23 protein-coding genes and 2 tRNA genes are annotated in these 24185 nt (G+C 42.6%); 5 read left to right on the top strand and 20 right to left on the bottom strand.

Annotation, left to right across the window (positions count from 1 at the left end; translation table 11 throughout):
* The first annotated feature begins 88 nt into the window (after positions 1-88).
* Positions 89-1018 (top strand): magnesium/cobalt transporter CorA, encoded by a 930-nt coding sequence (gene corA / locus NYR53_RS29470; protein WP_261302608.1) that lies wholly within the window; start codon positions 89-91, stop codon positions 1016-1018.
* A 60-nt stretch (positions 1019-1078) separates the two neighbouring features.
* On the opposite strand, the gene NYR53_RS29475 is transcribed toward corA, so the two are convergent.
* From NYR53_RS29475 to NYR53_RS29490, 4 genes are all read right to left on the bottom strand, one after another.
* Positions 1079-2821 carry a methyl-accepting chemotaxis protein gene (locus NYR53_RS29475; RefSeq protein ID WP_261302609.1) on the bottom strand — a complete coding sequence of 581 codons (1743 nt, stop codon included), beginning with the start codon at positions 2819-2821 and terminating at the stop codon, positions 1079-1081.
* 153 nt (positions 2822-2974) lie between these two features.
* Positions 2975-3063 (bottom strand) — tRNA-Ser (locus NYR53_RS29480).
* A gap of 9 nt (positions 3064-3072) precedes the next feature.
* A tRNA-Asn gene (locus NYR53_RS29485) sits at positions 3073-3148 on the bottom strand.
* Between the two features lie 19 nt (positions 3149-3167).
* Complete coding sequence (locus NYR53_RS29490) at positions 3168-3641, bottom strand: SprT family protein (protein WP_261302610.1); 474 nt, start codon at positions 3639-3641, stop codon at positions 3168-3170.
* 114 nt (positions 3642-3755) lie between these two features.
* Here NYR53_RS29490 and NYR53_RS29495 point away from each other — a divergent pair, with 114 nt between their 5' ends.
* From NYR53_RS29495 to NYR53_RS29505, 3 genes are all read left to right on the top strand, one after another.
* Positions 3756-4109, top strand: a complete 354-nt coding sequence (locus NYR53_RS29495; RefSeq protein WP_261302611.1) for a hydrolase/acyltransferase — start codon at positions 3756-3758, stop codon at positions 4107-4109.
* A gap of 170 nt (positions 4110-4279) precedes the next feature.
* A complete protein-coding gene (gene cmpA, locus NYR53_RS29500) occupies positions 4280-4444 on the top strand; it encodes a cortex morphogenetic protein CmpA (protein ID WP_090818813.1) in 165 nt (54 codons plus the stop codon).
* Between the two features lie 434 nt (positions 4445-4878).
* Positions 4879-5595: a hypothetical protein gene (locus NYR53_RS29505; RefSeq protein WP_261302612.1), complete on the top strand. Its 717-nt coding sequence runs from the start codon at positions 4879-4881 to the stop codon at positions 5593-5595.
* A 696-nt stretch (positions 5596-6291) separates the two neighbouring features.
* On the opposite strand, the gene NYR53_RS29510 is transcribed toward NYR53_RS29505, so the two are convergent.
* The 6 genes from NYR53_RS29510 to NYR53_RS29535 all read right to left on the bottom strand — a co-directional run bounded on the left by NYR53_RS29510 (position 6292) and on the right by NYR53_RS29535 (position 13528).
* Positions 6292-8535: a Tex family protein gene (locus tag NYR53_RS29510; protein ID WP_261306569.1), complete on the bottom strand. Its 2244-nt coding sequence runs from the start codon at positions 8533-8535 to the stop codon at positions 6292-6294.
* Between the two features lie 165 nt (positions 8536-8700).
* Positions 8701-9051: a type II toxin-antitoxin system PemK/MazF family toxin gene (locus NYR53_RS29515; protein ID WP_028553893.1), complete on the bottom strand. Its 351-nt coding sequence runs from the start codon at positions 9049-9051 to the stop codon at positions 8701-8703.
* Positions 9052-9054: 3 nt separating this feature from the next.
* Positions 9055-9336: a CopG family ribbon-helix-helix protein gene (locus tag NYR53_RS29520; RefSeq protein ID WP_028553892.1), complete on the bottom strand. Its 282-nt coding sequence runs from the start codon at positions 9334-9336 to the stop codon at positions 9055-9057.
* Between the two features lie 225 nt (positions 9337-9561).
* Positions 9562-10752, bottom strand: coding sequence for an alanine racemase (gene alr, locus NYR53_RS29525; RefSeq protein ID WP_261302613.1), 1191 nt, complete (start codon positions 10750-10752; stop codon positions 9562-9564).
* Positions 10753-10834: 82 nt separating this feature from the next.
* Positions 10835-12175, bottom strand: coding sequence for an SEC-C metal-binding domain-containing protein (locus tag NYR53_RS29530; protein ID WP_261302614.1), 1341 nt, complete (start codon positions 12173-12175; stop codon positions 10835-10837).
* Between the two features lie 171 nt (positions 12176-12346).
* Complete coding sequence (locus NYR53_RS29535; RefSeq protein ID WP_261302615.1) at positions 12347-13528, bottom strand: outer membrane lipoprotein-sorting protein; 1182 nt, start codon at positions 13526-13528, stop codon at positions 12347-12349.
* Between the two features lie 216 nt (positions 13529-13744).
* On the opposite strand from NYR53_RS29535, the gene NYR53_RS29540 reads away from it, so the two are divergent.
* Positions 13745-14824, top strand: coding sequence for an acyltransferase family protein (locus NYR53_RS29540; protein ID WP_261302616.1), 1080 nt, complete (start codon positions 13745-13747; stop codon positions 14822-14824).
* Between the two features lie 118 nt (positions 14825-14942).
* Here the strand turns inward: NYR53_RS29540 and NYR53_RS29545 are convergent, their stop codons facing one another.
* The 10 genes from NYR53_RS29545 to NYR53_RS29590 form a co-directional block, all read right to left on the bottom strand.
* On the bottom strand, positions 14943-15206 hold the full coding sequence (locus tag NYR53_RS29545) for a hypothetical protein (RefSeq protein ID WP_261302617.1): 264 nt from the start codon (positions 15204-15206) through the stop codon (positions 14943-14945).
* 121 nt (positions 15207-15327) lie between these two features.
* Entirely contained in the window at positions 15328-15873 is a 546-nt protein-coding gene (rfbC, locus tag NYR53_RS29550; protein WP_261302618.1) for a dTDP-4-dehydrorhamnose 3,5-epimerase, read from the bottom strand.
* 147 nt (positions 15874-16020) lie between these two features.
* A complete protein-coding gene (locus NYR53_RS29555; RefSeq protein ID WP_261302619.1) occupies positions 16021-16146 on the bottom strand; it encodes a hypothetical protein in 126 nt (41 codons plus the stop codon).
* Positions 16147-16228: 82 nt separating this feature from the next.
* Positions 16229-17635 carry an undecaprenyl-phosphate glucose phosphotransferase gene (locus NYR53_RS29560; protein WP_261302620.1) on the bottom strand — a complete coding sequence of 469 codons (1407 nt, stop codon included), beginning with the start codon at positions 17633-17635 and terminating at the stop codon, positions 16229-16231.
* 6 nt (positions 17636-17641) lie between these two features.
* Positions 17642-18508 carry a glycosyltransferase family 2 protein gene (locus NYR53_RS29565; protein WP_261302621.1) on the bottom strand — a complete coding sequence of 289 codons (867 nt, stop codon included), beginning with the start codon at positions 18506-18508 and terminating at the stop codon, positions 17642-17644.
* A gap of 104 nt (positions 18509-18612) precedes the next feature.
* Entirely contained in the window at positions 18613-19578 is a 966-nt protein-coding gene (locus NYR53_RS29570) for a glycosyltransferase family 2 protein (protein WP_261302622.1), read from the bottom strand.
* A gap of 219 nt (positions 19579-19797) precedes the next feature.
* Complete coding sequence (locus NYR53_RS29575; protein WP_261302623.1) at positions 19798-21429, bottom strand: hypothetical protein; 1632 nt, start codon at positions 21427-21429, stop codon at positions 19798-19800.
* The gene (locus NYR53_RS29580) at positions 21407-22204 is read right to left on the bottom strand and encodes an LbetaH domain-containing protein (protein WP_261302624.1); all 798 of its coding nucleotides are present in this window, start codon (positions 22202-22204) and stop codon (positions 21407-21409) included. Before NYR53_RS29580 ends, NYR53_RS29575 begins: the two co-directional genes overlap by 23 nt.
* Before the next feature lie 18 nt (positions 22205-22222).
* The gene (locus NYR53_RS29585; protein ID WP_261302625.1) at positions 22223-23320 is read right to left on the bottom strand and encodes a DegT/DnrJ/EryC1/StrS family aminotransferase; all 1098 of its coding nucleotides are present in this window, start codon (positions 23318-23320) and stop codon (positions 22223-22225) included.
* The gene (locus NYR53_RS29590) at positions 23313-24146 is read right to left on the bottom strand and encodes a beta-keto acid cleavage family enzyme (RefSeq protein ID WP_261302626.1); all 834 of its coding nucleotides are present in this window, start codon (positions 24144-24146) and stop codon (positions 23313-23315) included. The genes NYR53_RS29585 and NYR53_RS29590 overlap by 8 nt, the downstream gene beginning before the upstream one ends.
* Between the last annotated feature and the right edge of the window lie 39 nt (positions 24147-24185).

Consider the following 24185-nt stretch of genomic DNA (forward strand, 5'->3'; position numbering starts at 1 on the left):
CGTCGTTGACAAGCACAAAATCTGGAATGCTCACAGGCAAATATGGTATGCTGAGACCAATTCCAAATACTCGAGGTGCTTGTCGTTCATGTTAATTTATGAATCTACCCATGGAACGGTCCATGAGGAAACGGTACGCGTTCCCGGCTCGAACGAAGTAGCTTGGGTGAGAATGGAGAACCCCTCTCCTGATGAAGTTAAACATGTCTTAGGCGACTTATACAAGTGCCACCCGCTGCTCGTTGAGGATGCAATTAAGCTGAACCAACGACCGAAGATGGATACGTATAAGAATCATGTTTTTCTGACCTTTTTTGCGATATCCGAGCAGCTAGAACCGAAGGAAATAGGGATCGTGATCGGATCAAATTTTGTGATAACTGTATACAAGGACAATCTCCCCTTCATAGATCAGCTTTACCTTACCTGCCAAGAGGTCGAAGATCGATTAAGGCATCCAGGAGCCATACTTCATGCGATACTCGATCGATGTGTCGATGATTACTCCATCGTTGCGGATCATTTTGATGATCGCCTAAATAGCATGGAACAGGCCGTATATCGCAACCCTAGGATTCGCATTGCACAGGATATTTTCCAACTTAAACGGAGTATGCATCAGCTGCGCCGCGTCATTGTGGAGGAAAGGATTACTCTTTCCGCCATCGCGCACCACTCCTTCCCCTACACACGTGAAGAAGATGATGTCTATTTCCTGGATATCATGGATCACATCTCACGAGTCGTGGATTCTTTGGACATTTTCCGGGAATCGCTAACCGGTCTTCTCGAGCTCCAAATGAGTATGAAGTCCGACCGGATGAATGAAATTATGAAGACATTAACAATCTTTAGCACGATCTTTCTTCCTCTGACTTTCGTCGTCGGACTGTATGGCATGAATTTCAAAAACATTCCCGAGCTGCATTGGGATTATGGATATCTATACGTCTGGATCCTTATGATCCTCTTAAGCTGTGTGATGTGGTATTACTTTAAACGTAAGCATTGGTTTTAACAAAAAAAGGCACTTCACCGTGAATCATCATTCACAGGGGGTGCCTTTTACAATTAGCAGCTATTTAATTTGAAAATAAGAAACAGATTGATTCAAAGTATCTGCTACAGATCTAAGCTGTTCGGAAGCAGCAGCAATATTCTGCATCATCGCCAACTGCTCCTCGGTTGCAGCAGCAACTCCTTGCGATTTGTTCAAAATCTGCGTTGAAGTCGTTGCCGATTGATCCATGGTCGCAGAAATCTCCTCGGAGCTTGCCGACATTTGCTGGGTAATCGCTGAAGTCTCATGAATTTGCGTCACAATGTGTGTCACCGATTGCATGATGGTATGAAAGCTCTGATTCACTTCATGCATCATGCTCGATCCTGCACTAGCTTCCTGCTTGGTTGCATTCATGGAATTGGAAACACTGGCGATCTCGACTCTCGTCTCATGGATTAATTGATTAATTCCCTCTGCTGACTCGATAGATTGCGATGCAAGCTTACGAATTTCGTTCGCAACAACGTTAAACCCTTTGCCGTGCTCACCCGCTCTAGCTGCCTCGATGGAAGCATTCAGCGACAACAGATTCGTTTGATTCGCAAACGTTGTAATGCTCGATGCAATAAGACCAATCTCATCCGATTTACGTGTTAAGGATTGTACGGTTTGTGAGAGCTGCTCGACCGATTTCAACATGTTCACGATTTGCTGCTGCAGCTTCACAAGCAAGTCATTGCCAAGTTCGGCATAGCGAGAAGTTAAGGAAGAGTGCTCTGCCATAACGCCTGAATTTTCAGCCACCCTTTGAATCCCAATCGCCATTTCCTCAATCGCTCGGCTCGTTTCTGCACTGCTTCTTGCCTGCACCTCGACGTCCTGCGTCATCTCTTGAATACTGGTAGCCACATGCTCAGAGGCTTTAGCCGATTCCTTGGAACTATCCGAAAGCTCGATAGATGCATCGTGAACGAACTGCGTATTGTGAGCGATCGTACCGATCAACCCCTTAATTTTCGAAACCATCATATCTACTGACTCTGTAATTTTTCCTAGTTCGCACTTGGTATACTTGACCTGAGGCTCATGTCGAAGATCTCCTGCCGCTACTTGGCTGGTAACTTTCATGATGTTTTTGACCGTTTTCATTATCTTACTAATAACCATCCAACCTGCTGACATGAGCAAAATGATGATCATTGCAACAGATATGTAGATTGTTTTTGCCGTTTTATCATTTTGAGCCTTGATCTCTTCAATATTTGATTTCGCATAGGCATCCAAAATTTCACCGATTTGATTCATGCCCTCGCGGCCTTTTTCGAAAGTTGCTATTAATTTAGCATCATTAATAATCCCTTTTCCAGTACTTGAAGACTGAACAACCGCATTCGCTTCTTTCACCCATTGGTCAAAAGACGTATGAAATCCAACTATGTTCTGCTCAATGGTTAGCTTCGTCTCTGTATGCGCTGTTTGTAACAACTGTTTAGCATTCATAATATCTGCCGCTTGTCCAACTCTTGTATTCGCTTGATCGATATTGTCTTTTAAGACTTTAAGCTGCTTCGTCTTCTCTTCCGCAGTCAACGTCCCCGATACCAACAGCTGGTAAGCTGTCAAAGCCTGATACATATCACGATCGGCATTCAAGATAAGTGAAGTGCTTTTATTCGTCGTTTCGTAAAGGGATGATGCCAATACTTCCGTATTGGACTTGCTTTGCTGCAGTAAAAACACACTTGTGCCTAGATACAGCATAGAAGGAACTAATAGTAATAAAAGGAGTCTTACACGTATTGAAAACAATTTTGCCACAAATTCTACCCCCGTCATTAATCTATTTTTGATCACTATACCCGAAATTCGTTTGATAGATGTTAGAAAACTGTTAAAAATGAATGTGCTTCACTAACAAAAAAAGCCCAACGGCATGAACGCCATTGAGCTTAATTTCAGCTATTTCAGATACGGAGAGAGAGGGATTCGAACCCTCGCACCGCTTACGCAGTCTAACCCCTTAGCAGAGGGTCCCCTTATAGCCACTTGGGTATCTCTCCAAAAAGATATGGCTCCCCGAACAGGACTCGAACCTGTGACAACTCGATTAACAGTCGAGTGCTCTACCAACTGAGCTATCAGGGAATGAACAAGTATTATTTTATTATGAAGGCGCTGGTAAGTCAAGTGTATACGATTTCAATTTCCCCTTACATTTTCCACATGCATATTTCCGTACATCCATTTTGCGCTTGCGGTAGTATTCGGTTTTGCAATTGACGCATTCCAACCTATATTTATAGGATTGTTTCTGGGAAGCCCGCGGCAGCGAACGACAGAACCGGGTACCTCCGACCTCAGCCAGCAAGGTTTTGAAATCATGATCGCGATGCTGGTAGCCACGCTTTAATATATGCAAATGATAATGACAAAGTTCATGCTTAATGATTTTCTCAATCTCATCTCGTCCAAATGTCTCCCATTGCATCCAACTGATTTCGATATCATGGGACTTGGTAAAATAACGCCCGCCCGTCGACCTCAACCTCCGGTTAAACCGCGCCTGATGTACAAAAGGCCTCCCAAACGATGCCATAGAGATCTGCTCGATCCATTGCTGCAGCTCTCGATCCTCCATCCCCATTCGCTCCTTTGACAAGTTCTCACTTGAATTTGTACCGTATGTACGGCTATACTGTCAAGTAGAAAAGAAGATCGAAAGCTTTCTAAAGAAAGGATTTGAACAACCCTTATGCCGCAAATGCGATATGTCATTCTTAAGCTCGAACAACAAGTCGAATTCGTTGAAATGCCATCTTCCTACTCTTATCAATTGACAGCTCTGAATCAAAGATTGCACAAAGAATTAGAGAAATTGACCGCTGACCAAGTACCTCAGCTTCCACGAGTTATTGCCGAATGCGACGACTTGGAACTAGTTGGCACCGCGCATACCCTCATTCAAGGTTTAGATTATATCAATCATTTGGAAAAGACCTTCGCTGGCATTCAGGAAAAGTCGTATCCACTTATTTCCTTATTGACTGAAATTCGCGCACTTCAAGCCCAACTGGAACAGTGGTATGAAGAGGATTTTGAGGGTTAATCTGCAAGAGAGTTATTAGAAAAGACAAAGCGAAAAAGTAAGACAAAGCAAAAATTAAGGCAAAACCAAAATTAGAGCAAACCAAAAAGTAATGCAAATCAAAAGGACCTGCACCCATCGAAGAAATCCTTCATATGCTATTATTACATGGCGAAGAAGGGGATGGGCATATGCCGCAATGGCTCTGTAATCAATTAATGCGGGCCTTCCAGAACAAAAACCGCAGACAAATCCGATTGCTGAATGATAGCTGGTACTTTTACCGCACCCGCCGCTCACAAGAGGAGTGGCCTGATACCCAATCGACGGACGGACCGGGCAAGCGTAAATTCTGATAAAAGAGCTAGTACTTGCGAAGCGGGTGCTGGCTTTTTTGCATAATGAGAAGAAGTGACTACGATTGTGGTAAGCCTGCAATTATACATGCTTTTTTTCTTTGAGTAGCTCCTAATCGTAAATTCCTGCAATCGTGCAGGCTTTTTCTGTCTTTTTTAATTTCAGGATGGAAAAACTAAAAATTCCTGCATAATAGCAGGCGTTTCCTGTATTCAAACGATATTAGCAAAATACCTGCACTTTCGCAGTTATTGTGGGCAGAGGTATAGAAAAGTAAACATTTGTTAAAAAAAGGTTGCATATTTGAAATGTGCCCTCTATACTGTAAATAAATGTAATAGCTTATCGGAGTGAAGCACACTCGATCTTGCAGAATGATTCTGCGGTTCGGGTGTGCTTTTTTTTCGTACATAAAAAGGGGGAGTCGATTATTATGCCACGTAAAACAAGAGGTTGGTTAAGAAAAATGCGTGAACTTGGGTTGGGGAATCAAGGGTTTGGTGGTTGGATGAGTGGTTCCGAATTGATGGTTCAGCGTAGGCATTTAAGAGAGATGGCGGTCGTTCAAGATAGGCAGAGCAGGAACAATGCAGTTCTTGAGCAATTGGGATTTGTGCCAGGTAGGAATAATGCTGTTCATGAGCAAGCGGGATTAGTACAAGGCAGGAGTAATGCTGTTCATGAGCAAGCAGGATTAGTACAAGGCAAGAACAATGCTGTTCATGAGCAAGCAGGATTAGTACAAGGCAAGAATAAGGCTGTTCATGAACAAGTAGGATTAGTACAAGGCAGGAATAATGCTGTTCATGAGCAAGCGGGATTAGTACAAGGCAAGATGAGTGTAGTTCAGAAAAATAATGTTTATCCTTTGTTACCGAGAAAGGCTGCTGCTAACATACCGCCCCTCTCACCTGTCGCCATACTAGAAGCTGACAAGTGGGTGTTACGGAAGCTACTAGTCATCCAAATAGCCAAGCGTCGCAGCGGCAAAGTACGACTTCAGGAAGTCGCTGCCGAATGCAATGTAAATATTCGTATTGCTGCCGAATGGCTAAAGCGCCTTTCCCTTGAGGGGATGATCTCTCTTGTCGCTGGTCAACGGAATGTAATGGTTTACTCTCTGAAGGATGTGGGGCGAGTTCATAAATAAACACATTTGCCCCTATTGGTGGGGAGTATGTATGAATACTTGTTGGAGAGGGTGATGTCGGATAGGTGATGGCGCTCGGAGGTGGGCGTTATGAGTAACTTAAGGAAGGATGATGTGGAGTTTCGCGGATGGTGGTAACGACTATTGGATGGGCGTACGAGTAACTTACGGAAGGATGATGCGGAGATTTCCTGATGGCGGTAACCCCTCTTGGATGGGCGTACGAGTAACTTAAGGAAGGATGATGCGGAGATTTCCTGATGGCGGTAACCCCTCTTGGATGGGCGTACGAGTAACTTAAGGAAGGATGATGTCGATAACCCATCTTGTCTAGGCTTACGAGTAACTTAACGAAAGGATGATGTGGAGATTCGCGGATGCCGGTAATGTGTCTTAGTTATGCGCATGAGTAACTTATGACTCTCCCCCACCTCGCACCCCAATAAGAGTCCCTAAAGGCTGTTATTTGAACAATTTCGACCAAAAAATTGAAATAGAAGTCTCTACAGGCTCTTATATGTAAATTTCATTATTAAAATTCTTATTTATATCAGAATAAGAGTCCCTAGGAGCTTCAATTAATCGAATATGCCATAAATCAGAAGGAATTAGAGCCTTTGGAGGCTCTTATTAGCAAATGCTGAGCCTACAAAAAAAAGCAGCTGATAGCAAAACGCTACCAACTGCTGCTGTTTCTTATTGCTGAGGCTTTTTCATGGTCAAGCCTACGCGACCTTTTTTCTCGTCTACGTTCAGCACCCAGACTTGGACGATGTCCCCAACGGACACCACATCCATGGGGTGTTTCACGAAGCCGTTCTTGAGCTGGGAGATGTGCACCAGCCCATCGTTCTTAATGCCGATATCGACGAAGGCACCGAAGTCGATAACGTTGCGCACTGTGCCGGTCAATTCCATGCCCGGCACAAGGTCTTCAAGCTGCAGCACGTCGGTGCGGAAGATCGGCGCGGGCACTTCGTCCCGCGGATCTCGCCCAGGCCGCTGCAGGCTGTCTAGGATGTCCCGCATCGTCGGGACACCTACGCCCAGCTTCGGAGCCAGTTCCTCTGGCTCCAGCGTCTGCAGCAGCGCTAGCAGCTGCTGCGAGCCCAGCTGCGCCAGTTCCAGGCGCAGCTCCTTGAACAGCCGATCCACCACGTCGTAAGACTCCGGATGGATCGGGGTGTTGTCGAGCGGGTTCCGGCCGCCCGGAATCCGCATGAACCCGACACACTGCTCGAAGGTCTTCGCGCCAAGGCGCGGAACCTTCGACAGCTCCTGTCGGGAGCTGAACTTGCCGTTCTCCTCGCGATACTTGACGATGTTCTTTGCCAGTGTCGCGTTCACGCCCGACACGTACGAAAGCAAGGACGGGGACGCCGTGTTCAAGTCCACGCCGACATGGTTAACGGCCGACTCCACGACGGCCTTCAAGTTTTCATCCAGACGTTTCTGCGAAACGTCATGCTGGTACTGCCCGACGCCGATTGCCTTCGGCTCGATCTTCACTAGCTCCGCGAGCGGGTCCTGCAGCCTCCGCGCGATCGAAATCGCGCTGCGCTCGGCTACGTCGAGCTCCGGGAACTCGGTCTGCGCCAGCTTCGACGCGGAGTACACGCTCGCCCCCGCTTCGCTTACGATCAAGTACTTGAGCTTCTGCTCCTTGATCTCGGCAATCAGCTCCGCTACAAACTGCTCCGTTTCACGGGAAGCCGTCCCATTACCGATCACGATCAGCTCGACGCCATGCTTGCTGATCAGTTGCTTGAACTTCGCCTTAGCCTCCGCCACCTTATTATTCGGTGGCGTCGGGTAGGTCACGGCGATTTCAAGCATTTTACCGGTGTCGTCAATGACGGCCAGCTTACAGCCTGTCCGGTAAGCGGGATCGACACCCAGCACCACATGCCCTTTGACCGGGGCTTGAAGCAGCAGATTCCGCAGATTTTCAGCGAAAATCTTAATCGCTTGCTCCTCGCCCATCTCGGTCATTTCACCGCGCACTTCGCGCTCAATAGATGGTGCTAATAATCTTTTATACGCATCCTCTACAACCGAGCGAAGTACGTCTCGAACGACAGAATCACCTCTAACGATTTGCCTAGCCATATAGTCATGAATTTTATCTACCGCAACATCCAAGCCTACCTTCAGAACTTCCTCCCGCTCCCCGCGATTAATCGCGAGAATACGGTGAGGCGGCAGCCGTTTAACTGGCTCTTGATACGCATAGTACATCTCATATACGGATTCAGCCTTTGCATCTTTGGCCTCGGTACGCAAAATCCCCTGATCCTGCGTATATCTACGCACCCAAGCTCGAATCTTAGCATCGTCCGCGATATTCTCCGCAAGAATATCCATTGCGCCTTGAATTGCATCTGCGGCGCTTCCTACCTGCTTGTCCGCGTTCACATAACGCGCTGCTTCTTGTTCCAGCGAGCCTTGACGAGGCTGCTTCCAGATCCATTCCGCTAGCGGCTCCAGTCCGCGCTCTTTGGCAACGCTCGCTCTCGTTTTACGCTTCTGACGGAACGGTCTGTACAAATCCTCGATTTCCTGCAGCTTCGCAGCGCCTTCAATCGATTTGCGCAGTTCATCCGTCAACTTGCCCTGCTCATCAATCAAACGAACAACCTCGATCTTACGATCCTCTAGGTTGCGCAAATATTGTAACCTCTCCTCGATATCTCGCAGCTGATTCTCATCCAGCTCCCCGGTCATCTCTTTCCGGTAACGAGCGATGAACGGAATCGTGTTGCCCTCATCAAGCAGCCCCATTGTGGTCTTCACTTTGCCAGCGGGCAGCTGCAATTCCGCAGAGATCTGCTTCAGGATACGCTCCTGGATCTCTGCTTTCTTTTCCTCAGAGATCTGAACTTTCTCCCTCGGCTCCTCATACTCACTTGCCTTTGTCTTCGTTCCCTCAGTCTCTTTCATCTCACTTGCCTTTGTCTTCGTTCCCTCAGTCTCGTCCATTTCATTCGCCTTTATCTTCAACTCTTCCGTATTTGCCACAGCCAGTTCCCCCAGTCCTATTCATTATGTATGTATACAAACCAAAAAACGAGGGAACCAATTACCCTCGTCCGTTCCTGATCCTATTCAAAACTCTATCAGTCCCACACTAATCTGCAAAGCGTCGTCCACCTTGCGCATCGTTTCTTCGTCCAAATGCGTAATTTTGTCCGTCAGCCGTTGCTTATCGATCGTTCTGATTTGTTCAAGCAGAATCACCGAATCTCGATCGAAACCATGCGTTTCCGCATCGATCTCTACATGCGTGGGAAGCTTCGCCTTCTGGATTTGAGCTGTAATCGCTGCAACAATCACGGTTGGGCTAAAGCGGTTGCCGATATCATTTTGGATCACTAGAACAGGACGAACCCCTCCCTGCTCTGACCCTACTACCGGCGAAAGATCTGCGAAAAATACATCACCACGTTTCACAATCACTGCTTACACCCCGCTTACTAAGCGATCAAGCGTACCGTCCGCTTCTTCCTCCGCTTGAAAAGCTTCAGATGCCATGCTGAGATTTATTTTCGCCATCTCCATATACCCACGCTGCATGGATTCGCGTAGACTGCGCTTTTTACGTTCAATTAAATACAGCTTCATTGCCTGGCGAATAAATTCGCTGCGATTAGAATTCTCCTTCTCGACAATACCGTCCACTTCTTGCAACAGATTGTCAGGCAAGCTAATCATGATCCTTTTCGTATTATGCGCATTGCTCACACTTTCGCACCCCCAGAAACGATACAAAGACAATATTACCAGTATGTCATTCCAAAAACCAATTTATACAATAGATATATGCACTCAGTATATCAAATATGTTACACACTTGGATATAAGATTTCTACTTACATAGTATTCGATGGCTTATTCGGAAAATCCTCTCCACTAGCAGAAAAATTTGCATGGTAAATTCATCTAGACCAGCTGCTCTTGTACTTACTTTTAGTAGCGATGCCGCATGAGAGGATTAATGGCATCTATACGTTTACCGTCACGCACATACACACGAGCAACACGATGAGATATCATACAAATAATTTCATAGTTAACAGTACCAAGCTGACGAGCTACATCTTCAACCGTAATGCGCTCTCCGTCTTGCTCCCCGATCACCACAACCTCGTCCAGAGACTGAACATCCGGCACATCTGATACATTGATCATACATTGATCCATACAGATTCGACCAACGATCGGCACTCTTTTACCCCGAACAAGAACCTCAGCCTTACCCGAAAGCATCCTAGAAAACCCATCCGCATAGCCAATCGGCAGCGTCCCAATTTGTTCTTCACCCTTTGTGTGATAAATCGTTCCGTAGCTAACTCCAGAGCCTAGAGGCAGCGTTTTAAGATGAACAATCCCTGTTTTGAGACTAAGCACTGGCTTTAATTCAATTTTCGTTTGATCGACATCCTCGGAAGGATACAAACCATACATCGAAATCCCCAAACGTACCATCGAATACGTCAATCCCGGCAAATCTATCGCCGCTGCGCTGTTGCCTGCATGTATATATGGAAACGTAACACCTTTATCTGTAAAATAGCTCACAATTCGCTCAAAACGGCGATACTGCTCCATCGTATAACTCTTATCTATTTCATCTGCATTCGCGTAATGCGTGAATAAACCCTCAACTTCCACATTCGGCAGCGTCAACGCTTCCTCAATGAATGGAATAGCATCCTCTTCCGTATGCAAACCAAGTCTGCCCATACCAGTATCCAGCTTAATATGGATCTTTAGCTTCTTTTGAAACGCTCCGTCTTCCATTCGTCCCTGAAAACAAAGCTTTTCGAGAACATCTCGGCTATAGACCGCAATCGTCACATCGTTTTCACGCGCTCTATCAACCCCTTCTGGAGGCGTATAGCCTAGTACCAGAATAGGTGCAGTGATTCCTGCATTCCTTAGCTCCAACGCTTCATCAAAAAACGCCACACCCAAGTAATCCACACCCGCGGCGAGAACCTCTTTGGATACTTCAACAGCCCCGTGTCCGTACGCATCAGCTTTAACGACTGCCATCTGTTTCATTCCTGCCGGCAGTACCTTCTGAAAACCTTCAATGTTGCTTCGCAGTGCATCTAACGAAATTTCTACCCACGTGGGACGATAAAAAGCATCCACCAGCGTTCACCTCATTTATCCATTACAAGTAAACCTATGTTAAGCCTAATCACGAAAAACTGTCAACCTTACTTAAACAGACTTATAAACAACATTTCTTATATTTCTTCCCGCTCCCGCATGGGCAAGGGTCATTTCGTCCGATTTTGCTTTTACCAGAAACAGCCTTTAGATCATTCGAAGAATTAATGACATGAACTACCGCCTGATCCTTCTGAGGTCGAACATTTTCATTAGCAAAATAGCGGAAAACGCGCATACCCGAATCTTTTACCGTCATGAAAAGCGGCGTTCTTTGAAAAGCATACTTGATTTCAGACTCCGGCCTAAACTTCGCACTAACCAGTTCAAAACGTTCCAATACAGCAACAACGGAGTGCAGGAACACATCCGTGCTCAGATTCCACTCCTTTTCAACATCCTGCGCCTGATCTACAGGCCAGCTTGCTAACACTCTTGCGATTGACTTTCTTGAAGCTTGAACCATCTCAGGACGACCACCCTCGTTAGCTTCCTGCAGCTGTTCCCACGCAACATTATTCCAAAGCGAATCTAATAGAACGACTGCTTGTTCCTTATTTGTTAAAGTAAGATAACTTGCAGCCTGATTCGTAACTACGCACTGCTGTTTGCTCTCTGTTATCAATCCAAGATATTCAGCTGCATAGAAAAAGAATTGAAACAAAGGCACCTGATCCTGGTTCAACGTTGGTTTACGAAAAAGCTCCCAGCCAAGCTTCTCATCAAGCTCTTTCCAAAACTTCCGTGGCAAATGTTGTCTGGCAGTAGTCAATTTAATACTCTTGGCATCCTGCAAAGAAGACAGAAACATTTGAAAATCTGCAACAATTTGAGGTAAAGCTGTCTTCTCATCCATCCATTGCTCAAGCAGCCTTTTATCTACCAAAATAGGTCTTTGCTCAAACTCGTTAGGTGTGGATTCAGACGCCTGAAAAGCCAGGTAAGCCTCAAAATCATTAGAATTATGCCAATCTTCCAAGGCTAGTTCACTATCTGCCTCCATATACTGTTCAAATCGCTCCAAGAAAAACTCTTTATTCTTACATACATCTAATACCTCAGCACACTGCCTGGCCGAAATCTTTTCAGATTGTAGAAGAAACTGCACCCACTTCTTAATCGATGGCAAATAAGCACTTATATCAGACTTAGAACTATTCAGTACATTGCTAATGTAGAAACGACCAAGAAAATCAATAATTGTCTCGCTTTGCAGCTCTTCATAATCAATTTCATAATTGTCAAAATAAACCGTTGCCATAAATTGAATGCGATCCACATGTTTGTCAATTGTATCTGCTTTTAATTTGCCTTCCTCCGCAAGATACTTGCCGAATAAGGCAATTTCATTTTCCCAAAATGACTGCTGCTCTTCCATTGTTAGTTCATCAGTTGTTTTCATCAAAGACACTCCATTATCTATTTACTCCAAAGTTGCATTATACCAAAAAAACTCCCTTTCGTGGGAGTTGGTTAAATCTTCTTGTTCGAAATTTGGTAAATAAAAGGAAAGACACCTGCACAAATCATGCAGGGCTTCCCTTTTTCGGCTAATATTGTCGCTTATATATTCTTATTTCCCAGACTGCCCCTCAGTCGCCATAGCGACTTTGATCATTTCATTCGTAGGCAAATCGCCAGTCGACAATCTGAACTCTACGCCGTCATTCGTCCAAGTGAGCGTCTTCTTCTCATCCCCCGTGAGCACGCCGATCGTGAATCCAAGATCAACAATCGTACCCGGCTGCAAGGACACTGATTTGGCTTGAGGTCTCACCTCGATGAGACTGAAGTTGTACTTCCCTTTGTATCTCAAAAGGACTGCTGCGTCCTCGCCAAGCTTCATATCCGTGATATCCTGCTTCACCACATCTTTCGGCAGATAGGACGGCTCGATGATACCGATACTCTGCGCTTTGCTTGCCGCGGCATTCGACTTCGTCGTATCCGTACCTGGTTTTGTCGCTGTTGCCTTTTGCCCATCTTGAGCTTGGCCTGCAGCTTGATCGGATTGGCCGCCTGTTGCTGACAGATTCTTATCTGTTACAGACTTATCACTCGTTGCTGGGTGATTGGCATCCGTTACGCCAGCCATTGTAGGTAAAGTCTTCAAATTCCAGCTGGTCATGTTACGCTCCATTTGGAAAAAATCCTTGTCGAACTTAGCATCGAATTCAAAGCTCGTGAAATTCACCTGAACTAATACATTGTGATTCGCATCCGACACCTGAACCTGCTTAGGCGCCAGCGTCTTCTTATTCAGCCAAATTTTTTGGCGTGACAGCTGCTCATTTTGATAATTGGCTGCAACATCGAACACATACGCATCATTATCCGTCGTAAATTGGCGATCCTTATCGGCAATTATGCTCTTCGCAAGAGACTGGAACAAATACACCTGCCCCTGATTCTCCGGCCAATCGCTTTGGAAGCGGAAGCTCTTCTTGAGATGCGGCGTCAGCACGAACACGCCCTCCTCATTACGCAGCACAATCTGCGTCACGTCCTTCCCTGCATTCGTAAGCGAAATCCGGTAGAAATGATCCGGCGAGTAAGCCACCTCCACCTGATACTCCTGCGGCTGCTGCCCCGTGTTCAAAATCATGCTGCCCGAAGCCTGATAACTGCCCGACTTGCTGATCACATGATCCAAATCCTTTACAATAGATCCTGCATCCTTTTTGCCCATCCCGCATCCCGCGAGAACCAATGCTAAGCACATCACCACTGCTACCACCCATGTGACCCGGCGCATTCGATCATCCCCTCACTCATGATTAACATCAACATAGTACATGCATATGAGGGGACTTGGCCGATTATGCAGACGAGTTGGGGCTTGGCCGAGAAAAAGGTTTATAAAGGAATAATTACACATTTCAGCTGCCTCTCAGATTGTATACATAATTTATTCACACTCTTTTGGCATGATGGTTTGTAGGATCATTACCATGAAACCGGAGGGTTTTTATTGAATAACAATCAGAGAATCGTGCTTCAAGCTTCACGAGGAGCGGCAGCATTTTTTGTGCTGCTGTTTCATACATCAGCCATGTCTTTTAAGTACTTTCAATACGACTTACTAGGGATCAGTTCGATAGGACGATCGGGTGGTGTAGATTTCTTTTTCGTACTTACTGGCTTTCTACTGTACCATACATATGGCCATAAAATCGGAACCAAAATGAGTGTCCTTCCCTATCTATCGAATCGGCTCATACGTATCTACCCTTTCTACTGGCTAATTACACTCGTCGTACTACCCGTTTATTTTCTCGTGCCTAGCTTTGGCTACGGATATGAGACCCATAAAGATACCATCATTAAATCATTCCTGCTGTTGCCCCAAACTCATGGTCCAGTTCTCCCAGTGGCCTGGTCGTTAAGTTACTTTGTACTATTTTACTTGGTTTTCAGCCTTCTCATGGCTCTTGGCAAAAAGCCAGCCTATCTCTTCGTTTCCATTTGGATTACATTAACAATTTGTCATTTTCTACATGTGCCGCTGATAGGTGCTGATATTGACCGTCATTTCTATCTAAACTTCCTCTTCAGTGATGTTAATTTAGAATTTATTACAGGCTGTTTATTGGCCAAATGGGTGGAGCATCAAAGAATTAAACACTACAAATTGTTGATTGTTATCGGCGTGATTGGCTTTGCAGTGATATGGGTGAATAACAAGTATCTTCTTTTCCCTTATCACAATTACCTGATTTACATCATTCCAGCTACATTTGTACTATTAGGCGCTTCTTCTGTTCCTGAACAACTTCGGTTGCCTTATTGGGTGAAAATCATGAGCAAGCTAGGAAATGCTTCCTATACGATTTTATTAACGCATCTATTATTTATTTCAATTTTAATGAAGTTGAGTGTGGCTACACATTTGGTGAATCATTTTGGTTTACTACTTACTGATCTCATTATTGTAACTATGGTCGTGCCATTATGCTACGCGGCTTATAGGCTTGCTGAGAAACCGCTTGTTTCAGGGCTCAAAAACACAATGAAATTTAGTCCTTCCAAATCATCTAATCCTATCTCCTAGATAAAAAGGCAGCAGTGGCTTCCATTAGCCCATGCAGCCTCTTTATGTGTTTAAAGAAATTTCTTTGCGAGCGCGTATGCGAAAAAAAAGTAAGATTAGGTTAGCTAATCTTACTCATTTATTTCACCAATTTGAGTGTACGTATGCTAGCCGCGTGCTCCATCATCGTAACAGCAATACCGGCAATCTGCTCACCTTGCTGGATTTGAACTTGTTTGACCTCTTGCACCGAATCTTCAAGTTTTGTCAGTCGATCCTCAACATTTCCTAACCGCCTATCTATACTGTCAACCCGATCTTTAATGGCCGTAACATCTGCGCCAATCTCATTCATTCTCCCAAGTATGGCACTTAAAAATTCACGATCTGTCATTTCAGCCATCAACTTCAACCTCCTAATCATCAGAAGCTTTCTTCCATTCATTATAACCCAGAATCAATATAAAAAGAATCCCTTCTTTCCTCATCAAAACCATCCATAAACCGACTTTGATAGTTAATTCTTAAAAATTAATCTCTGCATCTTTAAGCAGCGGGTGCTTCTGATCCTTATCCGATAAAATATGATTAGCTGTCGGCCAATCAATGCCAATAGCAGGGTCACTCCATAAGATTCCCCTGTCATGTATAGAAGAGTAATACTCATCCACCTTGTATAACACTTGAGACAGGGGCTCAATCGTACAAAACCCATGAGCAAACCCTTGAGGAACAAGCAGCTGGCGCTTATTAGCCGCACTGAGCGTAACGCCCACCCATTCACCGAAGGTAGGAGAGTCTTTACGTATATCAACAGCGACATCATAAATAGCACCTGAAACAACTCGAACTAGCTTCGTTTGTGCTTTCGGATTCAACTGATAATGAAGCCCCCGCAAAACTCCGGTTTCTACAGATAAAGAATGATTATCTTGAACAAAAGGAATATCTATTCCATACTCTTCCAGTTTCGCACGATGATAACTTTCCATAAAAAACCCCCGATGATCCCCATGGACATCCGGCTCAATAATAAATAATCCTTGCAGCTTTGTGGCAATAACATTCATAAGCTAGATCACCTCTGTAACTAACGTATGCATGATTATTTATAATTGCCTCTGGCTCGTGCTCCAGTTTCCGACATTTTCAAAACAAAAAAAGAAACTGCCAGGAGCTATAAATAGCCTCAGCAGTCTCTTCATTTATGAATACGTCTACCACATATACACAACACCAGCAATAATGGCCGCCCAGATCAGGGAGCCGAACACAACACCAACAATCAACCCTTTGCCAACCGACAAATGATCATCCTGGTAAGCGTCTTCATGATCGATCATAAGAATAACCTCCCCGCATACTAAGTATATGCATAGTATGGGGAAGATGTTGACGAATCATGCGGTTGATGAGAAAAAATTTTTAGTACGCATTTTTATTAATAAAACCGTTAATAATCGTTCTCCAAATAATTTTAATATCAAATAAAAAAGTCCAATTTTCGATATAAAAAATGTCGTGCTTGATACGTTCTTCGATCGAAGTATCTCCCCTTAAACCATTGCTCTGCGCCCAACCAGTAATCCCAGGACGAATATGATGCTTCACCATATACTTCGGAACTTCTTCCTTGAATTGTTCCACGAAATAAGGACGCTCCGGCCTTGGACCAACGACACTCATATGCCCAAAAAGTACATTAAAAAACTGCGGCAGCTCATCAAGACTCGTTTTGCGGAGGAAGGTTCCGACCTTCGTTCGCCGCGGGTCATTTTCAACCGTCCACTCCGTATTTGAGGCACTCTCTGCCAACACATTCATACTGCGGAACTTATACATCATAAACCTTCTACGGTTCAGACCTACGCGCTCTTGCTTGAAAATAATTGGACCAGGAGAAGTTAACTTAATAGCAATAACAGATGCAATCATAACGGGCAACGTGATGAGAATGGCCACGGAGGCGAAAATAATATCGAAAGCTCGCTTGAAAAGTCGATTCCGGAACTCATCCAGCGGGATATCACGTACGTTAATCAACGGCATATCAGCAAAATTATCGAAATAAGGACGTGACGGTAAGATATCATAAAAGTCCGGTATGATCAGTGTTTTGACGCCAATTTTTTCACACACATTGATAATACTGCCGAACTTACGATGTGCATCTAAAGGTAGAGCGATAATAACCTCATCGATGATGAGATCGTTCAGAATGGACTCCAGATCGTCAATCTTTCCAATAATTGGCTTAAAGCTCTGGTAAGTGATTTCGTGTTTCTCTTGATAATCATCGAGGAAACCAACAACTTCGTATCCTAGCTCTGGATGCTGTCTCAGCTTCGTGTAGAACTGACGGCCCAATGAACCAGCGCCAAGAATAAGAATGAACTGCTTGTTATAGCCTTTTTGCCTGACGCGTTTAAGTGAAATTTTAATCATATAACGGTAAAAACTGATGAAGAGAATATTGTTCACAAGGAATAATAAGAGATAAGAACGTGAAACGTCGACTTCTTTTAAAATGAACAAAACACTTAACAGCAGCAGCAAGCTGAATATATGAACTTGTATTATTTTCAGAACCTCATATGAGAACTGCTTCCTTCGCTTAGGTGTATAAAAGTTCATCATATAACTGAGTATAATTGCTATTATCGCATAACTTACACTCCACATTATGTAATGCTTAAATGGAAGAGGAGAAACAAATGGAATCCAGCCGCTTCTAAATTTCAGCCACCATGAAAATAAGAACACGAGCTGAATACATATGAAGTCGGCCAGTGCATAAAGTTGTGTCAAGAACCCCTGACTCTGTCGAATCAATGCAAATCACCTCGCTGGACGTAGTTTATTTCTTGCTAAGGAGAGTATAAATTTTAGGCTAACACCTGCATAAACCATCGTATTCGTTAACCAGGAATACTTCTTACGATAATGCTTATTATGAAATAAAATCATAGCTCTATGGAACTCATATATGATCTTAAAAGGCTTCCTACGACTGCTTGCGCCTTTGTGGTGGACAATTTGAGTGCGAGGGTAATAATAATTGACCCATCCCGCTTCCTTAATTCTATAACACCAATCTATATCCTCGCCATACATAAAAAATTCCTCATCAAGCATACCTACTTGTTGAATAGCCTCGCGACGGATTAACATGAAGGCCCCTACGAGCGAGTCAATGGGATAGGCTTCATCTGGACTAAGGTAACCTAACTGATATTGGTTGAATCGAGGGATCTTAGGGAATAACTTAGAGAAACCAAATGCATAGTAAAAGGACGCTGAAGGCGTTGGAAAGCCCCTCTTGCAGGCTTTGTCTAGCGAGCCGTCTGGAAGTACGATTTTACAGCCGCTGGCTCCTACGGTTGGGTTCTCGTCCATGAAGTGTAGCATGACGTCTAATGTGTCGGGTTGAACGATAGTGTCAGAGTTTAAAAGTAGGACATAACGTCCCTTGGCAACTCGGATGCCCTGATTATTCGCTTTTGAGAAGCCTACGTTATCTGTATTGGCGATGCAAACCACTTGTGGGAACTGCTTATTCACTGATTGTATGATGCCATCATTTGAGTCATTGTCAATTAAGATGATTTCATATATGTAAGATGTAGCAGACAAAAAAACTGATTGTAAACAAGCTAATGTCAGGTCGCGTGTCTTATAATTTAGTACAATAATACTTAAATCCACTTGAAAACCTCATTCTTGTTGATTTAGTTACATTGATTATAACATGGGTTTATAAATTTTAGATTAAAAAAAAGACTAGCTTCATTTAGCTAATCTTACTTGGGCTATTTTACAAACCATCTATTGATTTCTGAACTCACTATTTTTTGCTTACTTTGAATGATACAGCGCTTTTTCATTAGCTCTGAATACTTGCGAAAAAAGCTAGACCAAGCTCCAAGCAGCTTTGGTTCCCGCAAAAGAGCGTAAGCAAAGCTGAGACATTCGTACACCAACAGTGGAATGATATGCTTCAGTACCATAGAGATTCGATCGTTCTTCACCATCATTTTATAGCGATTAATATAGGACAATCTTCTAACAAAAAGCGGTTTGCTGCTCCTGCCGCCTTCCTTCCAGCCCCGTTCATGGTACGCGATCGCAGCTGGCTCATAAATCGCCTTCCAGCCTAATAATTGCGCACGCCAAGCCACATCTACATCTTCTTTATAAGCAAAAAAGTCCTCATCAAAAAATTCACCATCAATACTAATGTCATTGATCATCTCGCGTGAATACATGGCAGCAGCGCCAGAAACACCAAACACTTCTTCCGTGTGTTGAAAATGATCGCTGGTCTGGTGAGCGCCGCGGTCAAAGGCTCTTCGTGCTTTGTTTATAATGAGTCCCGTGCTATCGATGTGGTTAGGGGCAGCTTTGAAAAGTAATTTGCCTGTTGCGCTGCCTGCTTGAGTGTTATTCTGCATCGCAAGTATTGTGTTACGAACATAATCCGGCTCAAGGACGACATCTGGATTGAGGATTAAACAATAATCCGTTTCTGTCATCCTAATAGCTTGATTGTGCCCGCCGGCGAAGCCATTGTTCCGCTCATTTCGAACGATTGTGCATAAAACTTGCCATTTTGCCAGCGTTTGCAATGTATCATCCTTGGATGCATTGTCTATGACAATGATATGGTCAATTGAATGGGTTTGTCTGCGAACCGCTTCCAAGCAATCCTCTATATGTTCAGCGCTATTATAAGTGACAATATGGACACTGACTGTCCGTTTGTTGTTGGCTTCCAAACTAAATCAGCCTCCTCTTTCTTCTCCATTATACGAAATTGGCAATCGAAACAAAACGACATTTTCCAATAATAAGAAATGTAAATCCAAAAAGCCATCACTACGCGCAAACGCATAACGACAGCTCTCTGTTTAGTTATATTTCTCAACAATCTGTTTGAATCAAAAAAATTAATGTCCTTATATGAAAGCAAATTAGGAATAGTAATAGTTATGCCCTTACAATCTATTAAGGAGTTTCCTTAATTTTAGCCTTATATTTTGTGGAAACAGCTTATAACATGCCCTTAGGAAAGTTTTTATGAACCCTTCGTTTTCCAATTGGTTTAATCTATTGACAACCAATTGATTATAAGCTTGAAGCTCCTCATAGCGACTTTTTAACATCTGTGTATATTCTGAATTTTCGCAATATATTTTCTCAACCTCTTTTGAGTGGAGTTCCAAGCGAGAATAGTTTTCTACATATTCATGTAGTTTCCGTTGCAATTCTAGCAGTTCCCATTGCAAATGTTGCACTTCTCGTTGCAATTCAAATTTACCGTGGATTAAACTATCAATGGTTTGTTCAAAATCATTATTTATTTGTTCTTCGAAGCTCTGAATTTCAGCACTCAAGAAAAGCCTTTTATCCAAAAGCTCGTCAGCTAGCTGGTTATTTACAACTATGCGGTATTGTTCATTTGTGTTTTTGTAATAATCAATACATTCTTTTAGTTTTTCATTATTAATATTAAACAGTTCAACTAAGTCTTGCTCAGAATCCAAAACAAGTCCATTTCTAAAATGCTTTACTTGATCTGCAATATTTCCACTGTCTTTGTAAGTGATAACAAAACAGTTTGCCTCCAGGCTTTCATAATAGGTGTAATTATAATTGCCGAACCAATTTGACCATAGTAGTACTACATCAATTTTATGTTCGATCAGCCTTGAGGTAGTATCCTGGTTAGCACCATTGTGAAAACTCGTGTCAATAAAAATAGTCCCCGCCAATGATTGATTAATTACAGTAAAATGATAGAATTCATAGTCTGATCTATTGGGGATATCATTAATTTTCATCCAAGCATCCCAACCCTTGTTCTTAAGGGGATACCCAAGGAATGCAACTCGTATTCTCTTATTAGATTGTGAATTATGAGAAGTAATCCCTTTCAATGGAATTACATTTTGATGAGGAACCACTCTAACACTTTGTTCTAGATGCTTAAATATTCGTAGAAAGATACGCTTTCCATTTTCAGATGGTGACACAATAGTAACGTTATGCTTAATAAACAACTTATTTATAGATTCATAGTGTTCTATGCGGTTCTCGCCATGACGACAGGTTTTACAACACGGAGAACCGATGGGTGCGGGACCGCAGAATTCCTCATCATTATAAAACAAAAAAATATTACGACAAATAGAGTAATAATCGTGGAAAATATGAAGAACCGGAACATCATGTTTTTCATTTATTCTGCTAATTATCTCGTCAATCATCGAAATATTCATTAGGAATAGACTATTGATAAAAATGCTTAGGAGATTGATCTTATTTGCCGTAATGAGTGTTCCGATGTAGGAAGCTACTTGCCATGCTGTTAGAAAACAAACTGTTTCATTATCAACCACAACTTCAACAATCATATTTTTAGGTTCGATCTTATGAGCGTCATAATTATATGCAGTGATTAGAGCTACACAAGAAATTTTACGATCACTCATCATTTTTTGCAGATCTAACACGTACTTTTGTGAACCTGAGGTAATCTTTCGGTAATCATCATGACAAAATGAAATCACACAATCTTTATATTTTAAATGATTTAATATTTTCTCAATTCCCCCACTTTGTATCAATCTTCATACACCCTCTTTTCGACTTCTCAATAAACTGCATTAAGCTTGAGAACTTATCACATTCTTGAAATTGTCTTTTCAACATTACTCGATCTTCTTTCGAAATAGAAGGGTAAGAGCTTGTTGCAAATGAGTTTAAAATAATCTCCAATTGACTTATCTGATCGATACTGAATCCATTTCTCTCTAACCCGATTTTGTTTACTTTTTTAATCAGTGCAGGATTTCCATCGACCAGAAAATAAGGAGGAATATCTCTAACCACCTTTGCCATAGCACCTATCATTACGTATTTACCCACCTTAGTAAACTGATGTGTAAATGCTGACATTCCAATGTGTGCATAATCATCTACCTGGGTATGACCAGAAATCCGCACATGGGCAGATAATGTAGTTGAATTTCCAATAATAGCATCATGACCTATATATGCGCCGTGACCAATATGATTGCTATTACCAATAAATGTATTGCAATTAGATTCTTTAGACCTCGCGATGATAGTATGGTCATTAATCATATTATTTGAACCAATCATTAGTCCTGATACAATAGCTTTATCAAAATCTTTAAGATTTGGAAGGGCACCAATTGAACAAAAACTTCCTATATAAGTCCCGCTGCTTATTGAAGTGTTGTGATGAATTTTTGTATGACTACAAATGATAACCCCTTCACCAATACTCACATTATCACCAATAATTGAATATTCACCAATGCTAACATTCTCTCCAATCATTACATTTTGACCAATAATTGCACTTTCATGAATCATTCGGTAGCCTTCTCCTTTTTAAAACCTATTAATAGTAGTAATAATTCGTTCAATTTCAAAAAGAGTTAACCCCGGATGAACAGGAATTGATACCACTTCATGTTTTATGCTGTTAGAAACTCCAAGTCTTCTGTTGTATTCTTTCTCTAATAAATCAGTTGCTCTATAACATACTTGTTCCGGAATCGTATAGGGGTAATAAATTGAAGTACCAATTCCTTCCTTTTCCATATGCGCTATGAAAGCATCCCGCATACCATTTACAATACGTAATGTATATTGATTATAGACATGCCTCGCACCTGCAACCTCTTGTGGCTTGATAATATAAACATGGTCGAGATTCTCATCATAGAGAGCTGCATGTTCTCTTCTTGCAAAATTGAATCGATCCAACTTTTTTAGTTGACATAAGCCAATTGCCGCTGAAATCTCGGATAAACGATAGTTGTACCCAATGAATTCAAATTGATTCCTTGCCTTTATGCCATGCTGAATAAGTTGACTTGCATATACTGCCGCCTTCTCATCCCTAAAAATCACCATACCACCTTCGGCAGTTGTCATATTTTTTGTCGGGTAAAAACTGAATGCACTAGCATCCCCGAATGTACCCAACTTACGTCCTTCCCATTCTGCCCCATGCGCCTGTGCACAATCCTCAATAAGCAGCAACTGATACTTATTTACAATTTTCTGTATTTGATCCATATCGCAACTCTGACCAAACAAATGAACAATTACAATTGCTTTAACGCCATCGTGCTCCTGAAGAATCTGTTCAATACTATATGAAGAGATATTCATCGTTGTTTCATCAATATCAGCAAAAATTGGAATTGCCCCAGCGTGTACAATTACATTAGCTGTCGCGATAAATGAGAATGCTGTGGTAATGACCTTATCACCCTCTTTAATCCCAAGTGCTCTAAGAGCTATTTCTAATGCAGTTGTCCCAGAAGAAGCAGCAACACAAAAACCGTGGTTTAGATACTCTGAAAACTCTCTTTGAAATAGAGCTACATTCTCTCCACTAGCCAATTGACCACTTCTCAATACAGCACTTACTGCATCTATCTCCTCTTGACCAATCTGTGGTTGTGCAATTTTAATCATTTTTTCGTTCCTTTACTCCTAGTATTTTGGCCATTTCCAAAGAATCAGCTACTTCACAACCTAACGTTTGAATCATTCCTGCCGCCCGGCTTACAAATTCCATATTATTTTTTACAGGAACTCCTTTCAGAAAGTAACGATTGTCTTCCATTCCTGTTCGAATCACATCGCAACCATTTAAAATGGAAATAAAATTAACCGGTAACTGCATTCCTGCAATACCGGCAGCGGACCAAGTATAACCTTTTGGAACCGAGTCGAGAATCCATTGTATATTATTATAATCGGGCTTCATCCCCCCGATTGATCCAATGACAAATTGAATAAGTGCGTTTTTTTCAACTAAACCAAGTTCAGACAAATGCATTAACTCTTTTAACATTCTGGGATTAAATATTTCAAATTCAGGCTTAACTTCATACTCATCCATAGCTTGAAGAATATCTCTCACAAATTTCTTTGAGTTTTTAATTCCACCATCAGGTCGTTTGACAGAAGTTACTTCTATTGACGCTAAATCTGGTTTTAATTCCATTAATCTTATTCGTTCTTTATCGGAAATATCGACAAGATGATTGGAGGTAGATATGCATACCAAGATATCACATTTTTCACGAATTCCCGTTAATACTTCCTTGTATAATGAAGCATCCAACGATGGACGTTCATACTTATCGCGAACATGGATATGAACCATTGCAGCCCCTGCAACGGAACATTCACACGCACAATGGATAATTTCATCTACGGTAACAGGAAGTCCAGGCATTGTTTCTTTTCTAGTCATTGAACCGGTTATCGCAGCACAGATGCCAATTTTTTTCATTGCACTCCTTCTGGAATTTCTTAATGAAACACCACTCAC

The sequence above is a fragment of the Paenibacillus andongensis genome, from assembly GCF_025369935.1.
Lineage (GTDB): Bacteria > Bacillota > Bacilli > Paenibacillales > NBRC-103111 > Paenibacillus_E > Paenibacillus_E andongensis.